General features: G+C 64.0%; 15 protein-coding genes. 7 read left to right on the top strand and 8 right to left on the bottom strand.

Annotation, left to right across the window (positions count from 1 at the left end; translation table 11 throughout):
* The first annotated feature begins 15 nt into the window (after window positions 1–15).
* Both RPS27_RS23260 and RPS27_RS23255 read left to right on the top strand, forming a co-directional pair.
* Window positions 16–1,578 (top strand): AAA family ATPase, encoded by a 1,563-nt coding sequence (locus RPS27_RS23260; RefSeq protein ID WP_313754520.1) that lies wholly within the window; start codon window positions 16–18, stop codon window positions 1,576–1,578.
* On the top strand, window positions 1,565–2,536 hold the full coding sequence (locus RPS27_RS23255; RefSeq protein ID WP_313754519.1) for a CHAD domain-containing protein: 972 nt from the start codon (window positions 1,565–1,567) through the stop codon (window positions 2,534–2,536). The genes RPS27_RS23260 and RPS27_RS23255 overlap by 14 nt, the downstream gene beginning before the upstream one ends.
* Here the strand turns inward: RPS27_RS23255 and RPS27_RS23250 are convergent.
* A complete protein-coding gene (locus RPS27_RS23250; RefSeq protein WP_313754518.1) occupies window positions 2,533–4,386 on the bottom strand; it encodes a PHA/PHB synthase family protein in 1,854 nt (617 codons plus the stop codon). The two genes, RPS27_RS23255 and RPS27_RS23250, sit on opposite strands and share 4 nt — an antisense overlap.
* Window positions 4,387–4,595: 209 nt before the next feature.
* On the opposite strand from RPS27_RS23250, the gene RPS27_RS23245 reads away from it, so the two are divergent.
* Window positions 4,596–5,324: a CBS domain-containing protein gene (locus tag RPS27_RS23245; RefSeq protein WP_194403454.1), complete on the top strand. Its 729-nt coding sequence runs from the start codon at window positions 4,596–4,598 to the stop codon at window positions 5,322–5,324.
* A gap of 24 nt (window positions 5,325–5,348) precedes the next feature.
* On the opposite strand, the gene RPS27_RS23240 is transcribed toward RPS27_RS23245, so the two are convergent.
* The 3 genes from RPS27_RS23240 to RPS27_RS23230 form a co-directional block, all read right to left on the bottom strand.
* The gene (locus tag RPS27_RS23240; protein WP_376717306.1) at window positions 5,349–5,807 is read right to left on the bottom strand and encodes a RidA family protein; all 459 of its coding nucleotides are present in this window, start codon (window positions 5,805–5,807) and stop codon (window positions 5,349–5,351) included.
* A gap of 19 nt (window positions 5,808–5,826) precedes the next feature.
* Window positions 5,827–7,518, bottom strand: coding sequence for a benzoate-CoA ligase family protein (locus tag RPS27_RS23235; RefSeq protein WP_313754517.1), 1,692 nt, complete (start codon window positions 7,516–7,518; stop codon window positions 5,827–5,829).
* Between the two features lie 147 nt (window positions 7,519–7,665).
* Window positions 7,666–8,184: a MarR family winged helix-turn-helix transcriptional regulator gene (locus tag RPS27_RS23230; RefSeq protein WP_194403457.1), complete on the bottom strand. Its 519-nt coding sequence runs from the start codon at window positions 8,182–8,184 to the stop codon at window positions 7,666–7,668.
* 257 nt (window positions 8,185–8,441) lie between these two features.
* Here RPS27_RS23230 and RPS27_RS23225 point away from each other — a divergent pair, with 257 nt between their 5' ends.
* Both RPS27_RS23225 and RPS27_RS23220 read left to right on the top strand, forming a co-directional pair.
* Window positions 8,442–9,611, top strand: coding sequence for an ABC transporter substrate-binding protein (locus tag RPS27_RS23225; protein ID WP_194403458.1), 1,170 nt, complete (start codon window positions 8,442–8,444; stop codon window positions 9,609–9,611).
* A gap of 29 nt (window positions 9,612–9,640) precedes the next feature.
* Entirely contained in the window at window positions 9,641–10,099 is a 459-nt protein-coding gene (locus RPS27_RS23220) for a cupin domain-containing protein (RefSeq protein ID WP_194403459.1), read from the top strand.
* A 9-nt stretch (window positions 10,100–10,108) separates the two neighbouring features.
* Here RPS27_RS23220 and RPS27_RS23215 read toward each other — a convergent pair whose 3' ends face one another.
* The 4 genes from RPS27_RS23215 to RPS27_RS23200 form a co-directional block, all read right to left on the bottom strand.
* Window positions 10,109–11,359 carry a flavin-dependent oxidoreductase gene (locus RPS27_RS23215; protein WP_313754516.1) on the bottom strand — a complete coding sequence of 417 codons (1,251 nt, stop codon included), beginning with the start codon at window positions 11,357–11,359 and terminating at the stop codon, window positions 10,109–10,111.
* A gap of 51 nt (window positions 11,360–11,410) precedes the next feature.
* Window positions 11,411–13,762 (bottom strand): bifunctional salicylyl-CoA 5-hydroxylase/oxidoreductase, encoded by a 2,352-nt coding sequence (locus RPS27_RS23210; protein WP_313754515.1) that lies wholly within the window; start codon window positions 13,760–13,762, stop codon window positions 11,411–11,413.
* 98 nt (window positions 13,763–13,860) lie between these two features.
* Window positions 13,861–14,697: an enoyl-CoA hydratase family protein gene (locus RPS27_RS23205; RefSeq protein WP_194403462.1), complete on the bottom strand. Its 837-nt coding sequence runs from the start codon at window positions 14,695–14,697 to the stop codon at window positions 13,861–13,863.
* Window positions 14,698–14,725: 28 nt separating this feature from the next.
* The gene (locus tag RPS27_RS23200; RefSeq protein WP_313754514.1) at window positions 14,726–15,487 is read right to left on the bottom strand and encodes an SDR family oxidoreductase; all 762 of its coding nucleotides are present in this window, start codon (window positions 15,485–15,487) and stop codon (window positions 14,726–14,728) included.
* A 193-nt stretch (window positions 15,488–15,680) separates the two neighbouring features.
* Between RPS27_RS23200 and RPS27_RS23195 the strand changes: the two genes are divergently transcribed.
* Both RPS27_RS23195 and RPS27_RS23190 read left to right on the top strand, forming a co-directional pair.
* Window positions 15,681–16,496, top strand: a complete 816-nt coding sequence (locus RPS27_RS23195) for an alpha/beta fold hydrolase (RefSeq protein ID WP_313754513.1) — start codon at window positions 15,681–15,683, stop codon at window positions 16,494–16,496.
* A 12-nt stretch (window positions 16,497–16,508) separates the two neighbouring features.
* Window positions 16,509–17,798, top strand: coding sequence for an acyl-CoA dehydrogenase family protein (locus RPS27_RS23190; RefSeq protein WP_313754512.1), 1,290 nt, complete (start codon window positions 16,509–16,511; stop codon window positions 17,796–17,798).
* Window positions 17,799–17,800 lie beyond the last annotated feature (2 nt).

Raw genomic sequence — 17,800 nt, 5'->3', positions numbered from 1 at the left:
CGGATGCCTGACTCCATGACAGACGAAATGGCGGCCCAGGAGCGGATCTTCCGGACGCTGACCGGCCATCCCGGCGTGACGCGGATCGACACGCACGCAGCCTCGGTGTTCCTCGACGGGACGCGCGCGTTGAAGATCAAGCGCGCCGTCCGGTTTCCCTTCCTCGATTACTCGACGCTCGAGAAGCGCAAGGCGGCATGCGAGGAGGAGATCAGGATCAACCGGCCACTGGCGCCCCAGATCTATCATCGCGTCGTGGCGATCACGGAGGAGCCGGGCGGATCGGTGCAGGTCGGCGGCCCCGGCCGGCCGATCGAGTATGCGGTGGAGATGTCGCGCTTCGACGAGAGCCGGACTCTGGATCATCTGGCGACGGCCGGCCCGCTGGATGCCAAGCTCGCCTCGGCTGCTGCCGACGCGATCGTGGCTTCCCATGGCGCGGCGACTTGCGCCGACGGCGAAGCATGGATCTCGTCCATTCCCGCCTTGATCGACGGCAACAGCCACGGCCTGCAGGCCGGCGGCCATTTCAATGCGGGAGACATCGACAAGCTCAGCCAGGCTTCGCACGAGGCCTTTTTGCGCCTCCGTCCCCTGCTCAAAGAGCGCGGCCGCCAGGGTTTCGTGCGGCGCTGTCATGGCGACCTGCATCTGGCGAACATCGTGCTGATCGACGAGCTGCCCGTGCTGTTCGACGCCATCGAGTTCGACGCGCGGATGGCGACCGTGGACGTGCTCTACGATCTCGCATTCACGCTGATGGACCTGTTGCACCACGATCAGCCACGGGCGGCCAACATCGTCCTGAACCGCTATCTCGCCGCGACGTCCGCCGACAATCTCGACGCGCTCGCGGCGCTGCCGCTGTTCATGTCCATCCGCGCAGCGATCCGCGCCCAGGTCGCCCTGGCGCGGCTAAGGCCACCGCATTCCGATGACGCCGGCATTCTCGACCAGGCACGGCGCTATTTTGATCTTGCCAGGATGCTGATACATCCTGCTGCGCCGCGCCTGATTGCCGTGGCCGGATTGTCAGGCACCGGCAAGACGGTCTTGGCGCAAGCGCTTGCGCCCCTCGTCGCGCCGCCGCCAGGAGCCGTCGTGCTGCGCAGCGACCTCGTCCGAAAGCAGATGTTCGGGGTCGAGGACACCCACCGCCTGCCGCCGTCGGCCTACACGCCGGAGCATGCGGCGCACGTCTATGACACGCTGGTGCAGCTCGCCCGGCGGGTGCTGGCGCAAGGCCATTCGGCTGTTATCGACGGCGTGTTTGCCCGCGAGGACGAACGGGACGCGATCGCCGCACTGGCGCGCGAGCGCAACGTGCCGCTGCACGGCCTGTTTCTGGTCGCAGACCTCGCGACCCGGCAAAAGCGGATCGGAAGCCGGCGGGGCGACGCTTCCGATGCCACTCAAGAGGTTGCCGCGCAGCAGGAGCACTATAATATCGGCCATATCGGTTGGGCGACCATCGATGCATCCGGGACACCAGAGCAGACGCTCCAGACCTGCCGGAACGCGATCGCTGAAGGCAAACAGGGCAATCTGATTGGCGCGGGCAAAGATGGCGCGACCTAGCACGACCTCGACGACCGCTCGCATCACGCCGGCGGCGCGGCGCAATGCCCTGCCCGGCCGCCTCAGCCCCGGCATGGCCTGCGATACGGCGTTCCGAATCATCGCGCGCCGCCACCTCGCTTCCGTCCTCGCCCAGCATGACGGCACTTGCCGCGGCGATCCCGACGCGCTGCATCAGATCCGGATCGCGCTGACGCATCTGCGCACCGCCATCCGCTTCTTCTCGCCGATGGTCGACGACGCCCTGCGGCCACATGTCTGGGCCGAGCTGAAATGGCTGAACGGCCAGCTCGGCATGGTCCGGGACCTCGATGTGGCGATCGAGCGGGTCATCGCCGAAAGCGACGGCGAGCTTTCAGAGGTCGCCGAGCTGCAGCACTGGGACGAAAAGCGCGCCGAGAGCCACCGCCAGCTGGCGCGCGCATTGCAATCCGCGCGCTATCGCCGCCTTGTCGAGCAGACCTCCGCCTGGATCGAGAGCGGGCCCTGGTCGACCCGGCGCAGCAAGGAAGCCATCCGATTACGCCGCTGCACGCTCGCCGAACATGCGACGGAGCGGCTGACCGCGTGGGAGACGACGCTGCTCAAGAAAGCGCGCAAGCTCCGCAAGCTCGACGTCGAGAAACGCCACAAGCTGCGGCTCCTGAACAAGCGGATGACCTATTCGGTCGAGTCGCTGCAGGACCTGTTCGCCGATGAGGCGGCGGCCAAGCAAAAGTCCATCCTCAAGCAATTGCGCAAGGCACAGCGCTCCCTCGGACAATTGAACGACGATGCACGTGGACAAGCGCTGGCGGCATCGCTGAACGGCGCCGGCCTCGAGGCCGGCCGTCGTTTCCTCGACCGCAAGCGGGAGAAGAAATTGTTGCGGAAGGCCTCGACGGCCTACCGCAAACTCGACAAGACCAAGCCATTCCGCTCCTCGGACCTCGGGCCGAATTCCGAGCCGGAGACTTAGGTGTGGACGTAGTCCCCCGGCGCATCGGGCAATCCCGCGGCGTCTCCAATTCCGATCTGCGGCGGATCGCAGGGCGCGCCGGAGCGCGCCGCCAGCCATTCGGCCCATTCCGGCCACCACGATCCTTCAACGCGTGGAGCCAGCTTCAGCCACTCGTCCGCACCGACATAAGGCGCATCGGCAGCCTTGGTCAGCACCTGATAGAAGTGGCCGGGCTCATCGGGAGGCGCGACGACACCGGCATTGTGACCGCCGCTGGTCAACAGGAACGTCACGTCGGCATCGACCTGATAGTGGATCTTGTAGACGGATCGCCACGGCGCCACGTGATCGGCGAGCGTGCCGACTACGAACATCGGCGCGTGAATATCGGACAGCGAAACGCTCCGGCCGCCGACGTGATAACGCCCCTCGGCCAGATCATTGCCGAGGAACAGCTTTCGCAGATATTCCGAATGCATGCGATACGGTAATCGCGTGGCGTCCGCGTTCCAGGCCATCAAATCGTTCAATGGCGCGCCATCGCCCATCAGATAATCGTGCGACAGCCGCGACCAGATCAATTCGTTGGAGCGCAGCAGCTGGAAGGCCCCGGCCATCTGCGTCGTGTCGAGATAGCCGCGCTGCCACATCATGTCTTCGAGAAAGGCGACCTGGCTCTCATTGATGAACAGCGTCAGCTCTCCGGCCTCGGTGAAGTCGGTCTGGGCCGCAAGAAGAGTGACCGTGCCGAGGCGATGATCACCATCGCGCGCCATCGCGGCGGCGGCGATCGACAGTAACGTACCGCCCAGACAATAGCCGAGCGCATGGGTCTTCCGACCCGGCATGATCTTACCCATCACGTCCAGCGCCGCCATGACGCCCAGCCTGCGATAATCGTCGAAGGCGAGATTCCGATCCCTCGCATCCGGATTGCGCCAGGAGATCGCGAATACAGTGAAGCCTTGGCTGGTCAGATATTTGACCAGCGAGTTCTGCGGCGAGAGATCGAGAATGTAGTATTTCATGATCCAGGCCGGCACGATCAGGATCGGTTCGGGCCGGACCTGCGCGGTGGTTGGAGAGTACTGAATCAGCTCGATCAGCTCATTGCGATAGACCACCTTGCCGGGTGAAGCCGCCACCGTCTTGCCGACTATGAACTGCCCGTCATCCGCCAATCTCGAGCTGGTGAGCAGGCGCATCAGATCGCTGCACCAGTTCTGCCAGCCGAAGACGAAATTCTCCCCGCCGCTCTGGAACGCCTTCTCCAGCACCTTCGGATTGGTCGCCGCGAAATTCGAGGGCGCCAGCATATCGAGCATCTGACGCATCGAAAACTCGACGATGGCTTCATTGGCATGCGACACGCCGCGCACGCCAGTCGTGGCATCGTGCCACCACCGCTCGGTGAGCAAGAACCCCTGCGCGAGCAGATTGAACGGCGCGGTCTCCCATTGCGGTCCGCTGAAGCGGCGATCCCGTCCCTGCGGCTGGATCACCGACCAAGGCTTCTGCTCCGGCGATGCCGCATGCGCGGCGGCTTCTGCCAGCCGGCCGGCATCGCGCAGCATGTTGCGGGAAATCTCCATCTGGCGCTGCGGCGCAGCAGCGAGGTGCGTGCTCCAGTCGAGCCAAGCGAGCGACAGGGCCAGCGGCGAAATGCCGCCCGTGAACCGCGCCAGCATCGCGTGAAACGCGCGGTCGAGCGGATATGGCTCCGACGCAGGCAAAGGATCGGCGGCAGCCGGCATTTCCCCATGCTTTTCCGAACTCGCCGTCGAGGCTTCGGGACCAGCAGCGGGATTGACGGGAAGAGCCTGCACAACCGGCTCTTCGGTCCGTGGAAATATCTGCACGACGCTCATGGCTCAATGTTCCCGAAGGGTTCTGTTCGACGTCGGCGGCAGGATATGGCGAGGCCTCCCATACGCGTTGAGCTGCATCAAATCCCGGCGGGGATCACAATTGCTTCATCGGAGCGGGCGGGCTCCTCCCATTGACCTGAGTCAAGCCGCAGCCCGACGCCGGAGCTAGTTTTTGTCCATCGAAATTCGACAAGCCAGCGGAGTTGTCCATGCGCGCCCACCAGATCATGACCCGGTCGGTCATCTCGGTTACCCCTGACACCAGCATCGTCGAGGCGGCGAATATCATGCTGAAGCGGCATGTCAGCGGCCTCACGGTGGTCGACGAGACCGGCAAGCTGGTCGGTGTCGTCTCTGAAGGCGATTTCATCCGCCGCAGTGAGATCGGCACCGGGCGCAAGCGCGGACGCTGGCTGCGATTCATCCTGGGTCCGGGCAAATCCGCCAGCGATTTCGTCCATGAGCACGGCCGCAAGGTCTCGGAAGTGATGACCGACACGCCCGTCACCATCACGGAGGATACGGCGCTTGCGGAGATCGTCGACCTCATGGAGCGGAACAACGTCAAGCGGCTGCCGGTGGTGCGCGGCGACAAGGTCGTCGGCATCGTCTCGCGCGCCAATCTGCTGCAGGCGGTGGCGGGGCTGGCCCGCGAGGTGCCGGATCCGACGGCAGACGACGACCACATCCGTAGCCGCATCATCGAGACCATGGAGAAGAACGAGTGGTGCCCGTTCGGGCTGAACGTGATCGTCCGCGACGGTATCGTTCACCTCAGCGGGGTCATCACCGAAGAGCGCACGCGGCAGGCCGCGATGGTCGCCGCGGAGAACGTCGACGGCGTGAAGAAGGTGCACGACCATCTGTGCTGGGTCGACACCATGTCGGGCATCTATCTGAACTCGCCCGAGGATGACGAGCTCGCCAAGGCAAGCTGACAAGGCAAGCCGAGCCAGCGCGCCTCAGCCCGGAATGACGGCGGTGGCCTCGATCTCGACGCGCGCTGCCTTCTCCACGAGGCGCACCACCTGGACCAGCGCCATCGCTGGGTAATGTGCGCCGAGGATGGCACGGTAGATCTTGCCGAGTTCCTTCAGGTTGGACAGGTACTCGTCCATGTCGACGACGTACCAGGTCAGCCGCACGAGGTGCTCGGGCCGGGCACCAGCCTCATTCAGGATCGCGGCGATGTTGCTCAAGGTCTGATGAACCTGCGCGACAAAGCCGTCGGCGAGACACTCTTCAGCATCCCAGCCGATTACCCCGCCGGTGACGACGATGCGCCCTTCGGCGGCCATGCCATTGGCATAGCCCTTCGGCATCGGCCAGCCCGACGGCTGGAGCACCTGGACCCGCGCAGGGGTTTCATCCTCAGCCGCTGTCGGCAGTACCGCGAGTTGCGGGCCTTTCGGCGTCGTCACAGACAATTCTCCATCCTTCTCATTCCGCCGCGACGCCCGAGGACGTGGCGGCGGCCTGCGCCAGTTGCCGCAGGGCAAAGCGCTTCAGTTTTCCGGTCTCGGTCTTCGGCAGTTGCGCGACGAACTCGATGGCGCGCGGATATTTATACGGCGCGATCTCGCGTTTGACATGCTCCTGCAGCTCGGCCACGAGCTGTGCATCTGGTGTCACGCCGGACGCCGCGACGACATAGGCCTTCACGATCATGCCGCGCGCCTCGTCCGGGGCGCCGACCACGCCGCATTCGGCGACCGCCGGATGCGTGAGCAAGGCCGCCTCGACGTCTGTGCCCGCGATATTGTAGCCGGCCGACACGATCATGTCGTCGGAACGCGACTGGTACCAGAAATAGCCGTCGCTATCCATCAGATAGGTATCGCCGGTGATGTTCCAGCCGTTCTGGACATATTTGCGCTGGCGCTCGTCAGCGAGATAGCGGCAGCCGGTCGGCCCGCGCACCGCGAGCTTGCCCATCGTGCCCGGCGGCACGTCGCGGCCGTCGTCGTCCACGATCTTGGCCTCATAGCCCGGAACGGGCTTGCCCGTCGCACCCGGACGAATTTCATCTTCCGTCGCGCTGATGAAGATGTGCAGCAGCTCGGTCGAGCCGATGCCGTCCATCAACTTGATGCCGGTGGCCTTGAGCCAGGCGTCGAAGGTCGGCTTTGGCAACGTCTCGCCGGCGGAGACGCATTTGCGCAGCGAAGAGATGTCGCGGCCGGCGAGCTTGCCGATCATCGCGCGATACGCCGTGGGCGCGGTGAAACAGACGGTGGTCTTGTATTGCTCGATCGCCGTCAAAATGTCGTCCGGCGTCGTCTTCTCGAGCACGACAAAAGAGGCGCCGATATGCATCGGAAACAGCACGCCGCCGAAGCCGAAGGTGAAGGCGAGCGGCGCCGAACCGACGAAGCGGTCTTTCTGCCCGGCCCGCAAGATGTTGCGCGCATAGCCGTCGCAGACCGCGAGCATGTCGCGATGGAAATGCATGGTGCCCTTGGGATCGCCCGTCGTGCCGGACGTGAAGGCGATCAGGCAGACGTCATCAGAGGCGGTATCGACAGCCTTGAACTCCGCGCTCGCATCGGCAATGAGCGCTTCGAGCGAGTCCGCCGCGCCGTTGCCCCAATAGACAACCCGCTTCAGCTTAGGCGCCGCAGCTTTCGCTCTCTCCATCTCCTCGGCAAGCTTGCCGTCGCATAGTGCGAGCGCGATCTCCGCTTTCTGGATCGGGTACGACAGCTCCTTGGCGCGGAGCAGCGGCATGGTCGCCACCACGATGCCTCCGGCCTTGATGACTGCGAGATAGGTCGCAACCATCATCGGATTGTTGGCGGAGCGCAGCAGCACGCGGCCGCCGGCGACGAGACCAAGCTTGCCGACGAGCACATTGGCGATGCGGTTCACCAGGGCTTGCAGCTCGCGATAGGTATAGCTGACGGAGGGGCTGATGACGCAGGGCGCATCGCCATGGCCCTGCTCGACCCAGCGGTCGAGGAAGTAGCTCACGCAATTCAATCGTGGCGGATAGTTCAGCTCCGGCCGCGTGAAGATGAATTCGGGCCACAGCTCGCGCGGCGGCAGATGCTGCTGCGCAAACTTATCGACATGGGCCGTCGCGGCGTTGCCGTCATGGGAGCCCGTCACTTGAACCTTGGCGGCGTTGGCCATCGCACGCTCCTTTCAGCATGGATTGCACCCGGCAGCACGATCTGGAAAACATTTTAGGCTTAAAACAATTTGGCGCAATAGCGGATTTTGGGCATCCGGTGCTTTTTCCTGCGGCAAAAGGGATTGGGCGGCCAGCCGGCCCCGCCCTTACGGCCGGCGGCGCGCGGCCGATTTTTGCGCCGACGCCTTGGTTTTGGCGAGCAGCCGCATCAATTCGCGCACGTCCTTTGGCGTGAGGTCGGCGAACAGATCGGCGATCCAGGTCTCGTGCTCCGCAGCCATGCGGCGGAACTCGGCGCGACCGAGTTTCGTGAGGCGGATCACCTGGACACGGCGGTCGGTTTCCGAGGTACGACGATCGAGATGCCCGGATTCCACAAGGCGCTCGACGAGCCCGGTGACGTTACCGTTCGACACCATCATGCGCTTGGAGACATCGGACAGGGTCATGCCGTCGGGCGCCTTGTCGAGCTGTGCCATCAGATCGAAACGCGGCAGCGTGACGTCGAACCGCTGCCGCAGACGGCCGCGAACCTCGCCTTCGATCAATGTCGTGCAGGTCAGAAGGCGCAACCACAGCCGAAGCTCGTCGGCGTGGTCTTCCGGCGTTTCGACGGCCTTGGTCTCGGAATCGAGCATCTCGGTGCAGTCACTCTCGGCGGGCATTGGCGCCGGCACGGATTCCCAACGTTTTGAGCTTCAAATAAATCGGAGCCGGCCGCAAGTCCAAAGCTGCAACAATCGACCGCATACGAATTTCTTTAGGCTTCAAGTAATTGGCGCGCTGCTTGCATGCGGCAGTTGGCGTGGCGCACCACGCAAGGTGCGCCGCTTCGGTTTGCTTGCCGCGGACGCCGTCATCAGACTAAGCTTGGATAAGACCAAGCTACAGCATTGGGCGTAAGCGTATTGGGGGAGAGACCATGAAGACGCAATTGACCTTGGCAGGACTGGCGCTGCTGCTCGGACTCGATCCCGCTCTCGCCCAGGAGAAGATCAAGCTGGGTGTGGTGGTGACCCTGTCGGGACCTGCCGCCGCACTGGGTCAGCAAGTTCGCGACGGCTTTGCACTTGCGGTGAAGGATCTCGGCAGCAAGATGGGCGGCCGCGATGTCGAGGTTGTCGTGGTCGACGATGAGCTCAAGCCGGATGCGGCCGTAACGAAGATCAAGGGGCTTCTGGAGCGCGACAAGGTCGACTTCGTGGTCGGCCCGATCTTCTCCAACATCCTGCAGGCGATCCACCGGCCCATCACGGAATCGAAGACCTTTCTGATCAGCCCCAACGCGGGCCCGTCGACCTTTGCCGGCAAGGACTGTAACCCGTTCTTCTATGTGACCTCGTACCAGAACGATCAGGTGCACGAGATCCTCGGCAAGGTCGCGCAGGATCGCGGCTACAAGCGGATGTACCTGATGGTGCCGAACTATCAGGCCGGCAAGGATTCGGTAGCGGGCTTCAAGCTCGACTACAAGGGCGAGATCGTCGAAGAATCCTACATGCCGCTGAACACGCTGGACTTCCAGCCGGAGTTGTCCAAGATCTCCTCGCAGAAGCCCGATGCGTTGTTCACCTTCATGCCGGGCGGCCTCGGCGTCAATCTCGTCAAGCAATACCGGCAGGCCGGCCTCGCCGACAGCATTCCGGTGCTCTCGGCCTTCACGGTGGATGAATCGACCCTGCCGGCGCAGCAGGATGCGGCCGTCGGCATGTTCGGTGGCGCAAACTGGGCGCCCAACCTCGACAATCCCCAGAACAAGAAGTTCGTCGCCGCCTACGAGGCCGCTTACAACATCGTGCCCGGCACCTACGCCTTCCAGGCCTACGATGCTGCGATGCTGATCGACAGTGCGGTCAAGGCCGTGAAGGGCGACCTCTCGAACAAGGATGCCGTGGGAGCCGCACTGAAGAAGGCGGATTTCACCTCGCTGCGCGGTGCCTTCAAGTTCAACACCAACGGCTATCCGATCCAGGACTTTTACCTGACCAAGGTCGCCAAGCGTCCGGACGGCAAGTTCCAGACGGAGATCGTGCAGAAGGTCTTCGAGAATTACGGCGACCGTTACGCCAAGGACTGCAAGGCTGCGAACTGAGCCGAGCGTCGCGTTAAGGGAGGACTTCAATGAGCAGCGAAATCACCGGCATCACGCGGGCCAATGAGGGCATTCAGGGGATTTCCTGGAACATCCTCGGCCAGACCTACGTGCCGAAGAGCAAGACCGAGCATAGTTTCTCATGGCATGCGACCTTGCCGCCCGGCACGTTCGTGCCGCCGCACATCCATCCCGACCAGGATGAGTATCTCTATATGCTGGAGGGCAAGCTCGATTTCGTGCTGGGCAATTCGGAGGCGCAGGCGACCGCCGGCGACCTGATCCGCCTCGGCATGGGCGTGCCGCACGGCATCTTCAACAAGTCGGAGCAGACCGCAAAAGTGCTGTTCTGGGTCTCACCGACCAAAAAACTGTTCGACCTGTTCTGGGGCCTTCACAACATGAAGGAGCAGAAGCCGGAGGACGTGGTGGCAATGGCGGCCGAGTTCAACATCCACTTCCTGCCGCCGCCGCCCGGCGCCGGCTAGCGGCGCGCCTCAGGCGCGCACCGCCGCAAGCCCCGGCACGGCGGCGAAGCCTGCCTTGGTGGCATAGCCGCGCACGATGGCCTCGCGCTGGGAGTAGCTCAGCACGTTGTCGACATTGTCGAAGCCATCAGGCGCGAGCTGCTCGACGGCGTCGATGACGCCTTCGGGGCCGCCGCGCCGGTTGGAACGCACGATATCGGCCGTCATCGGCAGGCGTTTCTTCTCGTATTCGAGCAACGCCTGGCGCGGATGCTCGGCGCGCACCAGCGCGTCGGCAAGGCAGCGCGCGTCGAGGATCGCCTGCGAGGCGCCATTGGAGCCGACCGGATACATGGGATGCGCGGCGTCCCCCAGCAGCGTCACGCGTCCGGACGACCAGTAGGGCAAGGGATCGCGGTCGCAGGTCGGATATTCGTAGAATTCAGGCGTCGCCGAGATCAGGCTCTTCACGTCGATGTAAGGCACCGAGAAGCGCGCGACGTGCGGCATCAGCTCTTCGCGTCGGCCAGGACGCGACCAGTCCTCTTTCCGAGGTGGCGGCACATTGCCCTCGCCTACCTTCACCAGCACGGCCCAATTGGTGAGGCGGCTCGCCGAGCTCGATCCTTCTGCAATCGGATAAATCACCACCTTGGCGTTGAGGCCGCCGGCCACGATCATCGATTTGCCGGTGAGGAATAGCGGCCAGTCGCGCGCGCCGCGCCACAGCATCAGGCCGTTCCAGCACGGCGGGCCTTCGTTCGGGAACAACGTGTCGCGGACGCGGGAATGGATGCCGTCGGCGCCGATCAGGATGTCGCCGCGGGCGGTGTGGACGTGCGCGCCGGCACGATCGAAGAAGTAAGCGGTGACGCCGCCCTCGTCCTGCGTGAAGGCGCCGAGCCGGCAGCCGGTGTGAATGGCGTCCGCTCCAAGCCGCTCCTCGACGGCACGATGGATGACGCTCTGGAGACGGCCACGATGGATCGAGAATTGCGGCACGTCGTGGCCGGCGTCGATGCCGCGGGCTTCGCGCCAGACCTCCTGGCCGTGGCGATTGAGATAATAGAGCTGATCCGTACGGATCGCGACGTCGTCGAGCTTCTGAAGCAAGCCCAATCCGGCGAGCTCCCGCATGGCATGCGGCAGCGTGTTGATGCCGACCCCGAGCTCCCGAATGGAGTCGGCCTGCTCGAAGATCTCACAGTCGAGGCCGCGCGAGCGCAGCATCAATGCCGTGGTGAGACCACCAATGCCGCCACCGACGATAATCGCCTTCATCGCCCTTACTCCACTCGAAACACAGGCAATGGGTTAACGTCGCACGGGCAGTCACTCCGCCGCAAGCGGCTTTGTCGCCTCCGCCTTGAGCTCGGCCCGGGTCTTGGGCTTAGCCTTAATTCGCAGCTCGTCCAGGTCCTGCCGGTCGCGCACGCTGTTGCGGAAAACCTGATCCTTTCCGGGCATATATTGCGGCGGGCAGAACGCGTTCTCTGCCCCGTACCAGGCCGCAGCTTTCATGGTGAAGAACGGATCGACCAGATGCGGCCGGCCGAGCGCCACGAGGTCGGCTCGGCCTGCGGCCAGGATGGTGTTGGCCTGGTCCGCTGTCGTGATGTTGCCGACGCACATCGTGGCCACGCGCGCCTCGTTGCGGACCTGATCCGAGAACGGCGTCTGGAACATACGGCCGTAGACCGGCTGCGCATCCCGCACGGTCTGGCCGGTCGAGACGTCGACGAGATCGACACCCGCCTCGGCAAAGGCGCGCGCGATGGCAACGGCGTCGTCGCCATTGATGCCACCTTCCGCCCAATCGGTCGCGGAGATACGCACCGACATCGGCTTGTGCGATGGCCAGACCGCGCGGAGCGCTTCGAATATCTCAAGCGGGAACCGCAGACGGTTTTCGAGCGAGCCGCCGTACGCGTCGGTCCGGGTGTTGGTCAGCGGCGAAATGAAGCTCGCGAGCAGATAGCCGTGGGCGCAGTGCAGCTCCAGCATGTCGAAGCCGCAGCGCTCGCCGCGCTCGGCCGCCGCAACGAAAGCGTCCCTCACCTCGTTCATGCCGGCGCGGTCGAGCTCGCGCGGCACTTGGCTGTCGGGGAAATAGGGCAGCGGGGAAGCCGACACCACGTCCCAACCGCCTTCGTCCAACGGACGATCCATGCCGTCCCACATCAGCTTGGTCGCACCCTTGCGGCCGGCGTGGCCGAGTTGCAGGCAGATCTTGGCAGCCGAATTGCCGTGGACGAAATCCACGATGCGCCGCCAGGCGGTCTCCTGCTCGTCGTTCCACAGGCCGGCGCAGCCGGGCGTGATGCGGGCCTCGCGGCTGACACAGGTCATCTCCGTGAAGATCAGGCCGGCACCGCCGATCGCACGCGAGCCGTAGTGCACGAGGTGAAAATCGGTCGGCACACCCTCCTTGGCCGAATACATGCACATCGGCGACATCACGGCGCGATTGGCGATCTCCATCTCACGCAGCCGGAACGGCTGGAACAGCGGCACCGTCGGCTTTTGGGTATCGACTTCGAAGCCGCTGTCGCGGACCTGCTTTGCAAAGGACTTTTCGACTTCGGCCACGAAATCCGGCGCGCGAAGCTTGAGATTATCGTAGGTGATCGCCTTCGAGCGCGTCATCACGCCGAAGGCAAACTGCACGGGATCGAAATCCCAGAAGCGGTCGACATGCTCGAACCAGACCAGGGAGACGTCGGCGGCGTGCTGGGTCTTCTCGACCTCCTCGCGGCGGCCGTGCTCGTAGACATCGAGCGCCGCCTTGATGCTGGGAGCCTTCTCCATCGCTTCCGCCAAGGCGATGGCGTCTTCCATCGCGAGCTTGGTGCCGGAGCCGATCGAAAAATGCGCGCTCGCCTTGGCATCGCCGAGCAGCACCATGTTGTCCTTGACCCAGCGCTTGCTGCGGATCATCGGGAAATTGCGCCACATCGAGCGATTGGTGAGCAGCTTGTGCCCATCGAGGAACCAGCCGAAAATCTCGGCCATGCGCGCGGCGGACTGGGTCTCGTCCAGCCCGGTCAGGCCGGCCCGCTCGAAGGTCTCAGGATCGGTCTCAAAAATCCAGGTCGAGTGTCCGACCTCATATTGATAGGCGTGGGCGATGAACGGGCCCCACTCGGTCTCCTGGAAGATGAAGGTGAAGGCGTCGAGCGGTCTGGTCGAGCCCATCCAGGCAAACTTGTTGGAGCGGACGTCGACCTCCGGCTGGAAATGATCGAGGTATTTCTCGCGAAACCGGCTGTTGATGCCGTCGGCGATCAGGACGAGATCGGCATCGGCGAAGCGGGCATCGTCGTCGACGTCCGCCTCGAAATGCAGGGCGACGCCGAGCTCGCGGGCTCGGTCCTGCAAGATCAGAAGCAGCTTACGCCGCGAGCAGCCGCAAAAGCCGTTGCCGCCGACCCGGTGCACGGTGCCGCGGAAATGCACGGCGATATCGTCCCAGTACGCGAACTCCTGGGTGATGCGGCGATAGCTCGGCAGATCGTGCTTTTCGAAATTGTCCAGCGTGGCATCGGAGAACACCACGCCGAAGCCGAACGTGTCGTCGGCCCGGTTGCGCTCATACACGGTGATGTCGGCGCCCGGGCGCTGCTTTTTGAGCAGGATCGCAGCGTAGAGACCCGCAGGTCCACCACCGATGATCGCGACTTTCATGGGAGCCTCGCCAATTCAACCGGCCACGAAAACTATTTTAAGCCTAAAATAATTTCGCGCAAGTCCCCGTTGCAGGCGAGGCCAGACGAAAAGCCGGCTTAATCGCCCCTGAAGACCGGCTTGACCTTGTTGGCGAAGGCCTCGAAGGCGCGCTCGAAATCAGCCGTGGTCATGCACAGGGCCTGGGCAACAGCCTCCGCTTCGATCGCCTCCTCCACCGACATCGCCCATTCCATGGCCAGCATCCGCTTGGTCATGGTGTTGGCGAAGGTCGGCCCTTCCGCGATCTGCTTGGCCAGCAGCTGCGCCTGGGGCAGCACCTGCTCGGGGGTGACGATACGGCTGAAAAAGCCCCAGCGCTCGCCCTCCTCCGCGGTCATGAAGCGGCCGGTGTAGAGCAGCTCGGAGGCGCGGGACTGTCCGATGATCCGCGGCAGGATCGCACAAGCGCCCATGTCGCAACCGGCCAAGCCGACCTTGTTGAACAGGAACGCGACCTTGGCGCCGCTCGCCACGAGGCGCATGTCGGAGGCCATGGCCACGATCGCCCCGGCGCCGGCACAGATGCCCTCGACGGCGGCCACGATCGGCTGCGGGCAGGCCCGCATCGCCTTGACGAGGTCGCCGGTCATGCGGGTGAAAGCGGTCAGCCCCTTGGTATCCATCTTCACCAGCGGGCCGATGATCTCGAATACATCCCCGCCGGACGAGAAATTACCACCGGCGCCGGTGACGACGATGGACTTGACCTCGTCGTCAAACGCGCAGGCGCGGAAGAAATCGGTCAATTCCCGATAGCTCTCGAATGTCAGCGGATTCTTCCGTTCGGGCCGATTGAGCGTGACCGTCGCAACGCCGTCGACTACGGCCAAAAGGAAGTGCTGCGGCGAGTAATCCGCGAGCGGCACGGTGACGGGATTGGCTGGTCTGCTCATGCGATCTCCTCAGGTGTTTGTTCGCGCGCTAGATTTCGCCGCCTGCAACTGCGATCGCCTGCCCGGTGATCGCGCCCGCGCCCTTGCCGCACAGCCAAAGCACGGCGTCCGCCACCTCTTGAGGCGCGATCAGCCGTCCTTGCGGATTGTGCTTGGCAAGCTCGGCGATCGCCTGCTCGCGGCTCCGTCCCGTCTTCTTCATGATGTTGTCGATGCTGCCGGCGACGAGATCCGTGTCGGTGAACCCTGGGCACACCGCATTCACGGTCACGTTGCTGCCCGCCAGCTCGAGGGCAAGTGAACGAACCAGACCAACGGCTGCGTGCTTAGCCGCCGTATACGCGCTGACATAGGCATAGCCTTTGAGCCCCGCCGTCGACGCAATCACGACGATGCGGCCATAGGGACGATCCTTCATCCCCGGCAGCACGCCGTGGATCGCACGGACCACGCCCATGAAATTGATGTCCATCATGCGTGCGAATAGGGCGCTGTCCGATTTCACGAATGGCGCGGATTCGGCGCTGCCAGCATTGGCGATCAGGATATCGATCGGCTTGCGCGCGTGCGCCTCGGCGATGGCGGCTTGCAGGGTGGTCTCGTCCGCGACGTCGGCGACAGCCGCAAAATGTGCAGCGCCTGCATTGACGGCGTCGTCGAGGACCGCGGCGTTCCGGCCGACGATCGTCACGGTGGCGCCGGCGCCGACGAGAGCCGCCGCGATGGCGCGGCCGATGCCGCGACCGCCACCGGTCACCAGCGCGTGCGGCGAGTGCGGCAATCCGGACATGCGCGGGCTCCCTCGGATCCTGGTAATCGTTCCTCCGATATATTTTAACCTTCAAATTTTTGCAATGAATGCCGCCTTCCGCTCGCGAATGCCACGACACGAAGGCGGCCCGAAAATTGCTTTAAGTATAAAATTATCGCTTCCCATCCCCGAAAGGCCTGTTAGCATCGAAGCCTAAGCAAAAGGATGTCGCGTGTCGCAGCCTGTGCCGATGATGACAAAGGACGGACGTTTCGCCTATGAAGCCGCCGGCGACCCGGGCGCCATCCCTCTGATCTTCCTGCATGGCATCGGCGGCGCGGCACGCGCCTGGCGGTGGCAGCTTGCCACCTTCGGCAGCCGCTTCCGCGCAATCGCATGGGACATGCCGGGCTATGGCGGATCGGCGCCGCTGGCCAGCGTCAGCATCACTGCCCTGGCGGAGGCGCTCCAACAATTCATCGAGCAACTCGGTGCAACCAGACCCATTCTCGTCGGTCACTCCATCGGCGGCATGATCGTCCAGAAATGGCTGACACAATCCCCGAAATTGGCACGCGCGGTTGTGCTGGCGCAGACCAGCCCCGCTTTCGGTAAGGCCGATGGCGACTGGCAAAAATCGTTCATCGCAGCGCGGCTCGGCCCGCTCGACCGCGGCGAGACGATGACCTCGCTGGCGCCTTCGCTGGTCAAGGAACTCGTCGGCGATGATCCGGATCCCCGAGGGATGGAGCTCGCGCGCGAGTGCATGGCAAGCGTGCCGGAGGCAAGCTATCGCGCCATGATGCTCGCTCTTATAGGCTTTGACGAGCGCGGCGCGCTGAAGGATATCTCGGTTCCGACATTGTTGCTGTCAGGATCCAGAGACAACAACGCGCCCGCGCCGATGATGACAAAGACGGCGACCTACATCCCGGGGGCCGAATATGTCGAGCTCGCCGGCGTCGGCCATCTCGCCAATCTCGAGCGTCCTGATGCCTTCGACGAGGCGCTCGGCCGCTTCCTGAATTCCGTCACGACCAAAGCGTAAGGTGACTGCGCGATGACCATGCAAGTCAGCAAGACGATCGGCACGACCGGCAAGGTCGCGCTGGACGCCCCGATCTTCGATCCCGTGGCTTTCCGCCTCAGCGACGAGCAGGCCGGCATCATTGCCCGTGCAAGAGAGATCGGGCAGACCGTGTTCGCCGATCGCGCTGCCACCTACGATCGCGAGGCAATCTTTCCGTCAGAGAACTATCGCGATTTGCACCGCGTCGGCCTGCTCGGCATTGCCGTTCCCAAGAAGCATGGCGGACTCGGCGCAAACTACCAGACTTACGCGCTCGCAGCCGCCGAGATCGGCCGCTATTGCGGCGCGACTGCACTGACCTGGAACATGCACGTCTGCTCGACCCTCTGGTCGGGCCCACTCGCCGACGATCTCGACATGGATGCGGACACCCGCGCCGAGCACGAAAGACGGCGCGCGATCCATTACAAGCGCATCGTCGAGGATGGAGCGATCTATTCGCAGCCTTTCTCGGAAGGCGGCGCGGCGGCCGCGGGCGGCGTCGCGTTCGGCACCGAGGCGAAGCCAGTCGCGGGCGGCTGGATCGTCAACGGCAAGAAGATTTTTGCGTCTCTCTCGGGCCACGCCGACTATTACGGCGTGCTCTGCACCGAGATTGAGGAAGGTGAGAAGGCGTCTCGCCGCAACACGCTTTACCTCGCGATATCGGCCAAATCGGAAGGCGTCTCGGTCGTCGGCGACTGGGATCCGCTCGGCATGCGCGGGACGGTTTCTCGCACGCTGCTGTTCAAGGATGTGTTCGTCCCGGAGGATTCCGCGCTGATGCCGCGCGGCGTCTACTTCCAGGCCGCGATGCGCTGGCCGCACATGTTTCTGACTCTGTCGCCAACCTATATGGGCTTGGCGCAAGCCGCCTATGATTTCACCGTGCGTTATCTGCGCGGCGAGGTGCCCGGCATGCCGCCGGTCAAGCGCCGGATGTATCCGACCAAGCAGATCGCGGTCGCGCAGATGCAGATCAAGCTCGAGCAGATCAAGGCGATCTGGTTCCAGGCCGTCACCGAGGCCTGCGCCAATCCGAGCAAGGAACAGGTGTTACGGGCCTATGCCGCGCAATATTCGGTGATGGAGGGCGCCAATGAGCTCGCCGCGCTCGCGATCCGAACCTGCGGCGGCCAGGCCATGCTCCGCTCGCTGCCGCTCGAGCGGATCTATCGCGACAGCCGCTGCGGCTCGCTGATGCTGCCTTGGACCGCCGAGCTCTGCCTCGACCGGATCGGGCGCGAGGCGCTGTACGAGGCCGGCGAGACGGACGACTGACG

This window comes from Bradyrhizobium sp. WYCCWR 12699, assembly GCF_032144035.1.
GTDB lineage: Bacteria > Pseudomonadota > Alphaproteobacteria > Rhizobiales > Xanthobacteraceae > Bradyrhizobium.
The sequence above is the reverse complement of the archived record's forward strand: the minus strand, read 5'-3'. Positions and strand labels throughout refer to the sequence as shown.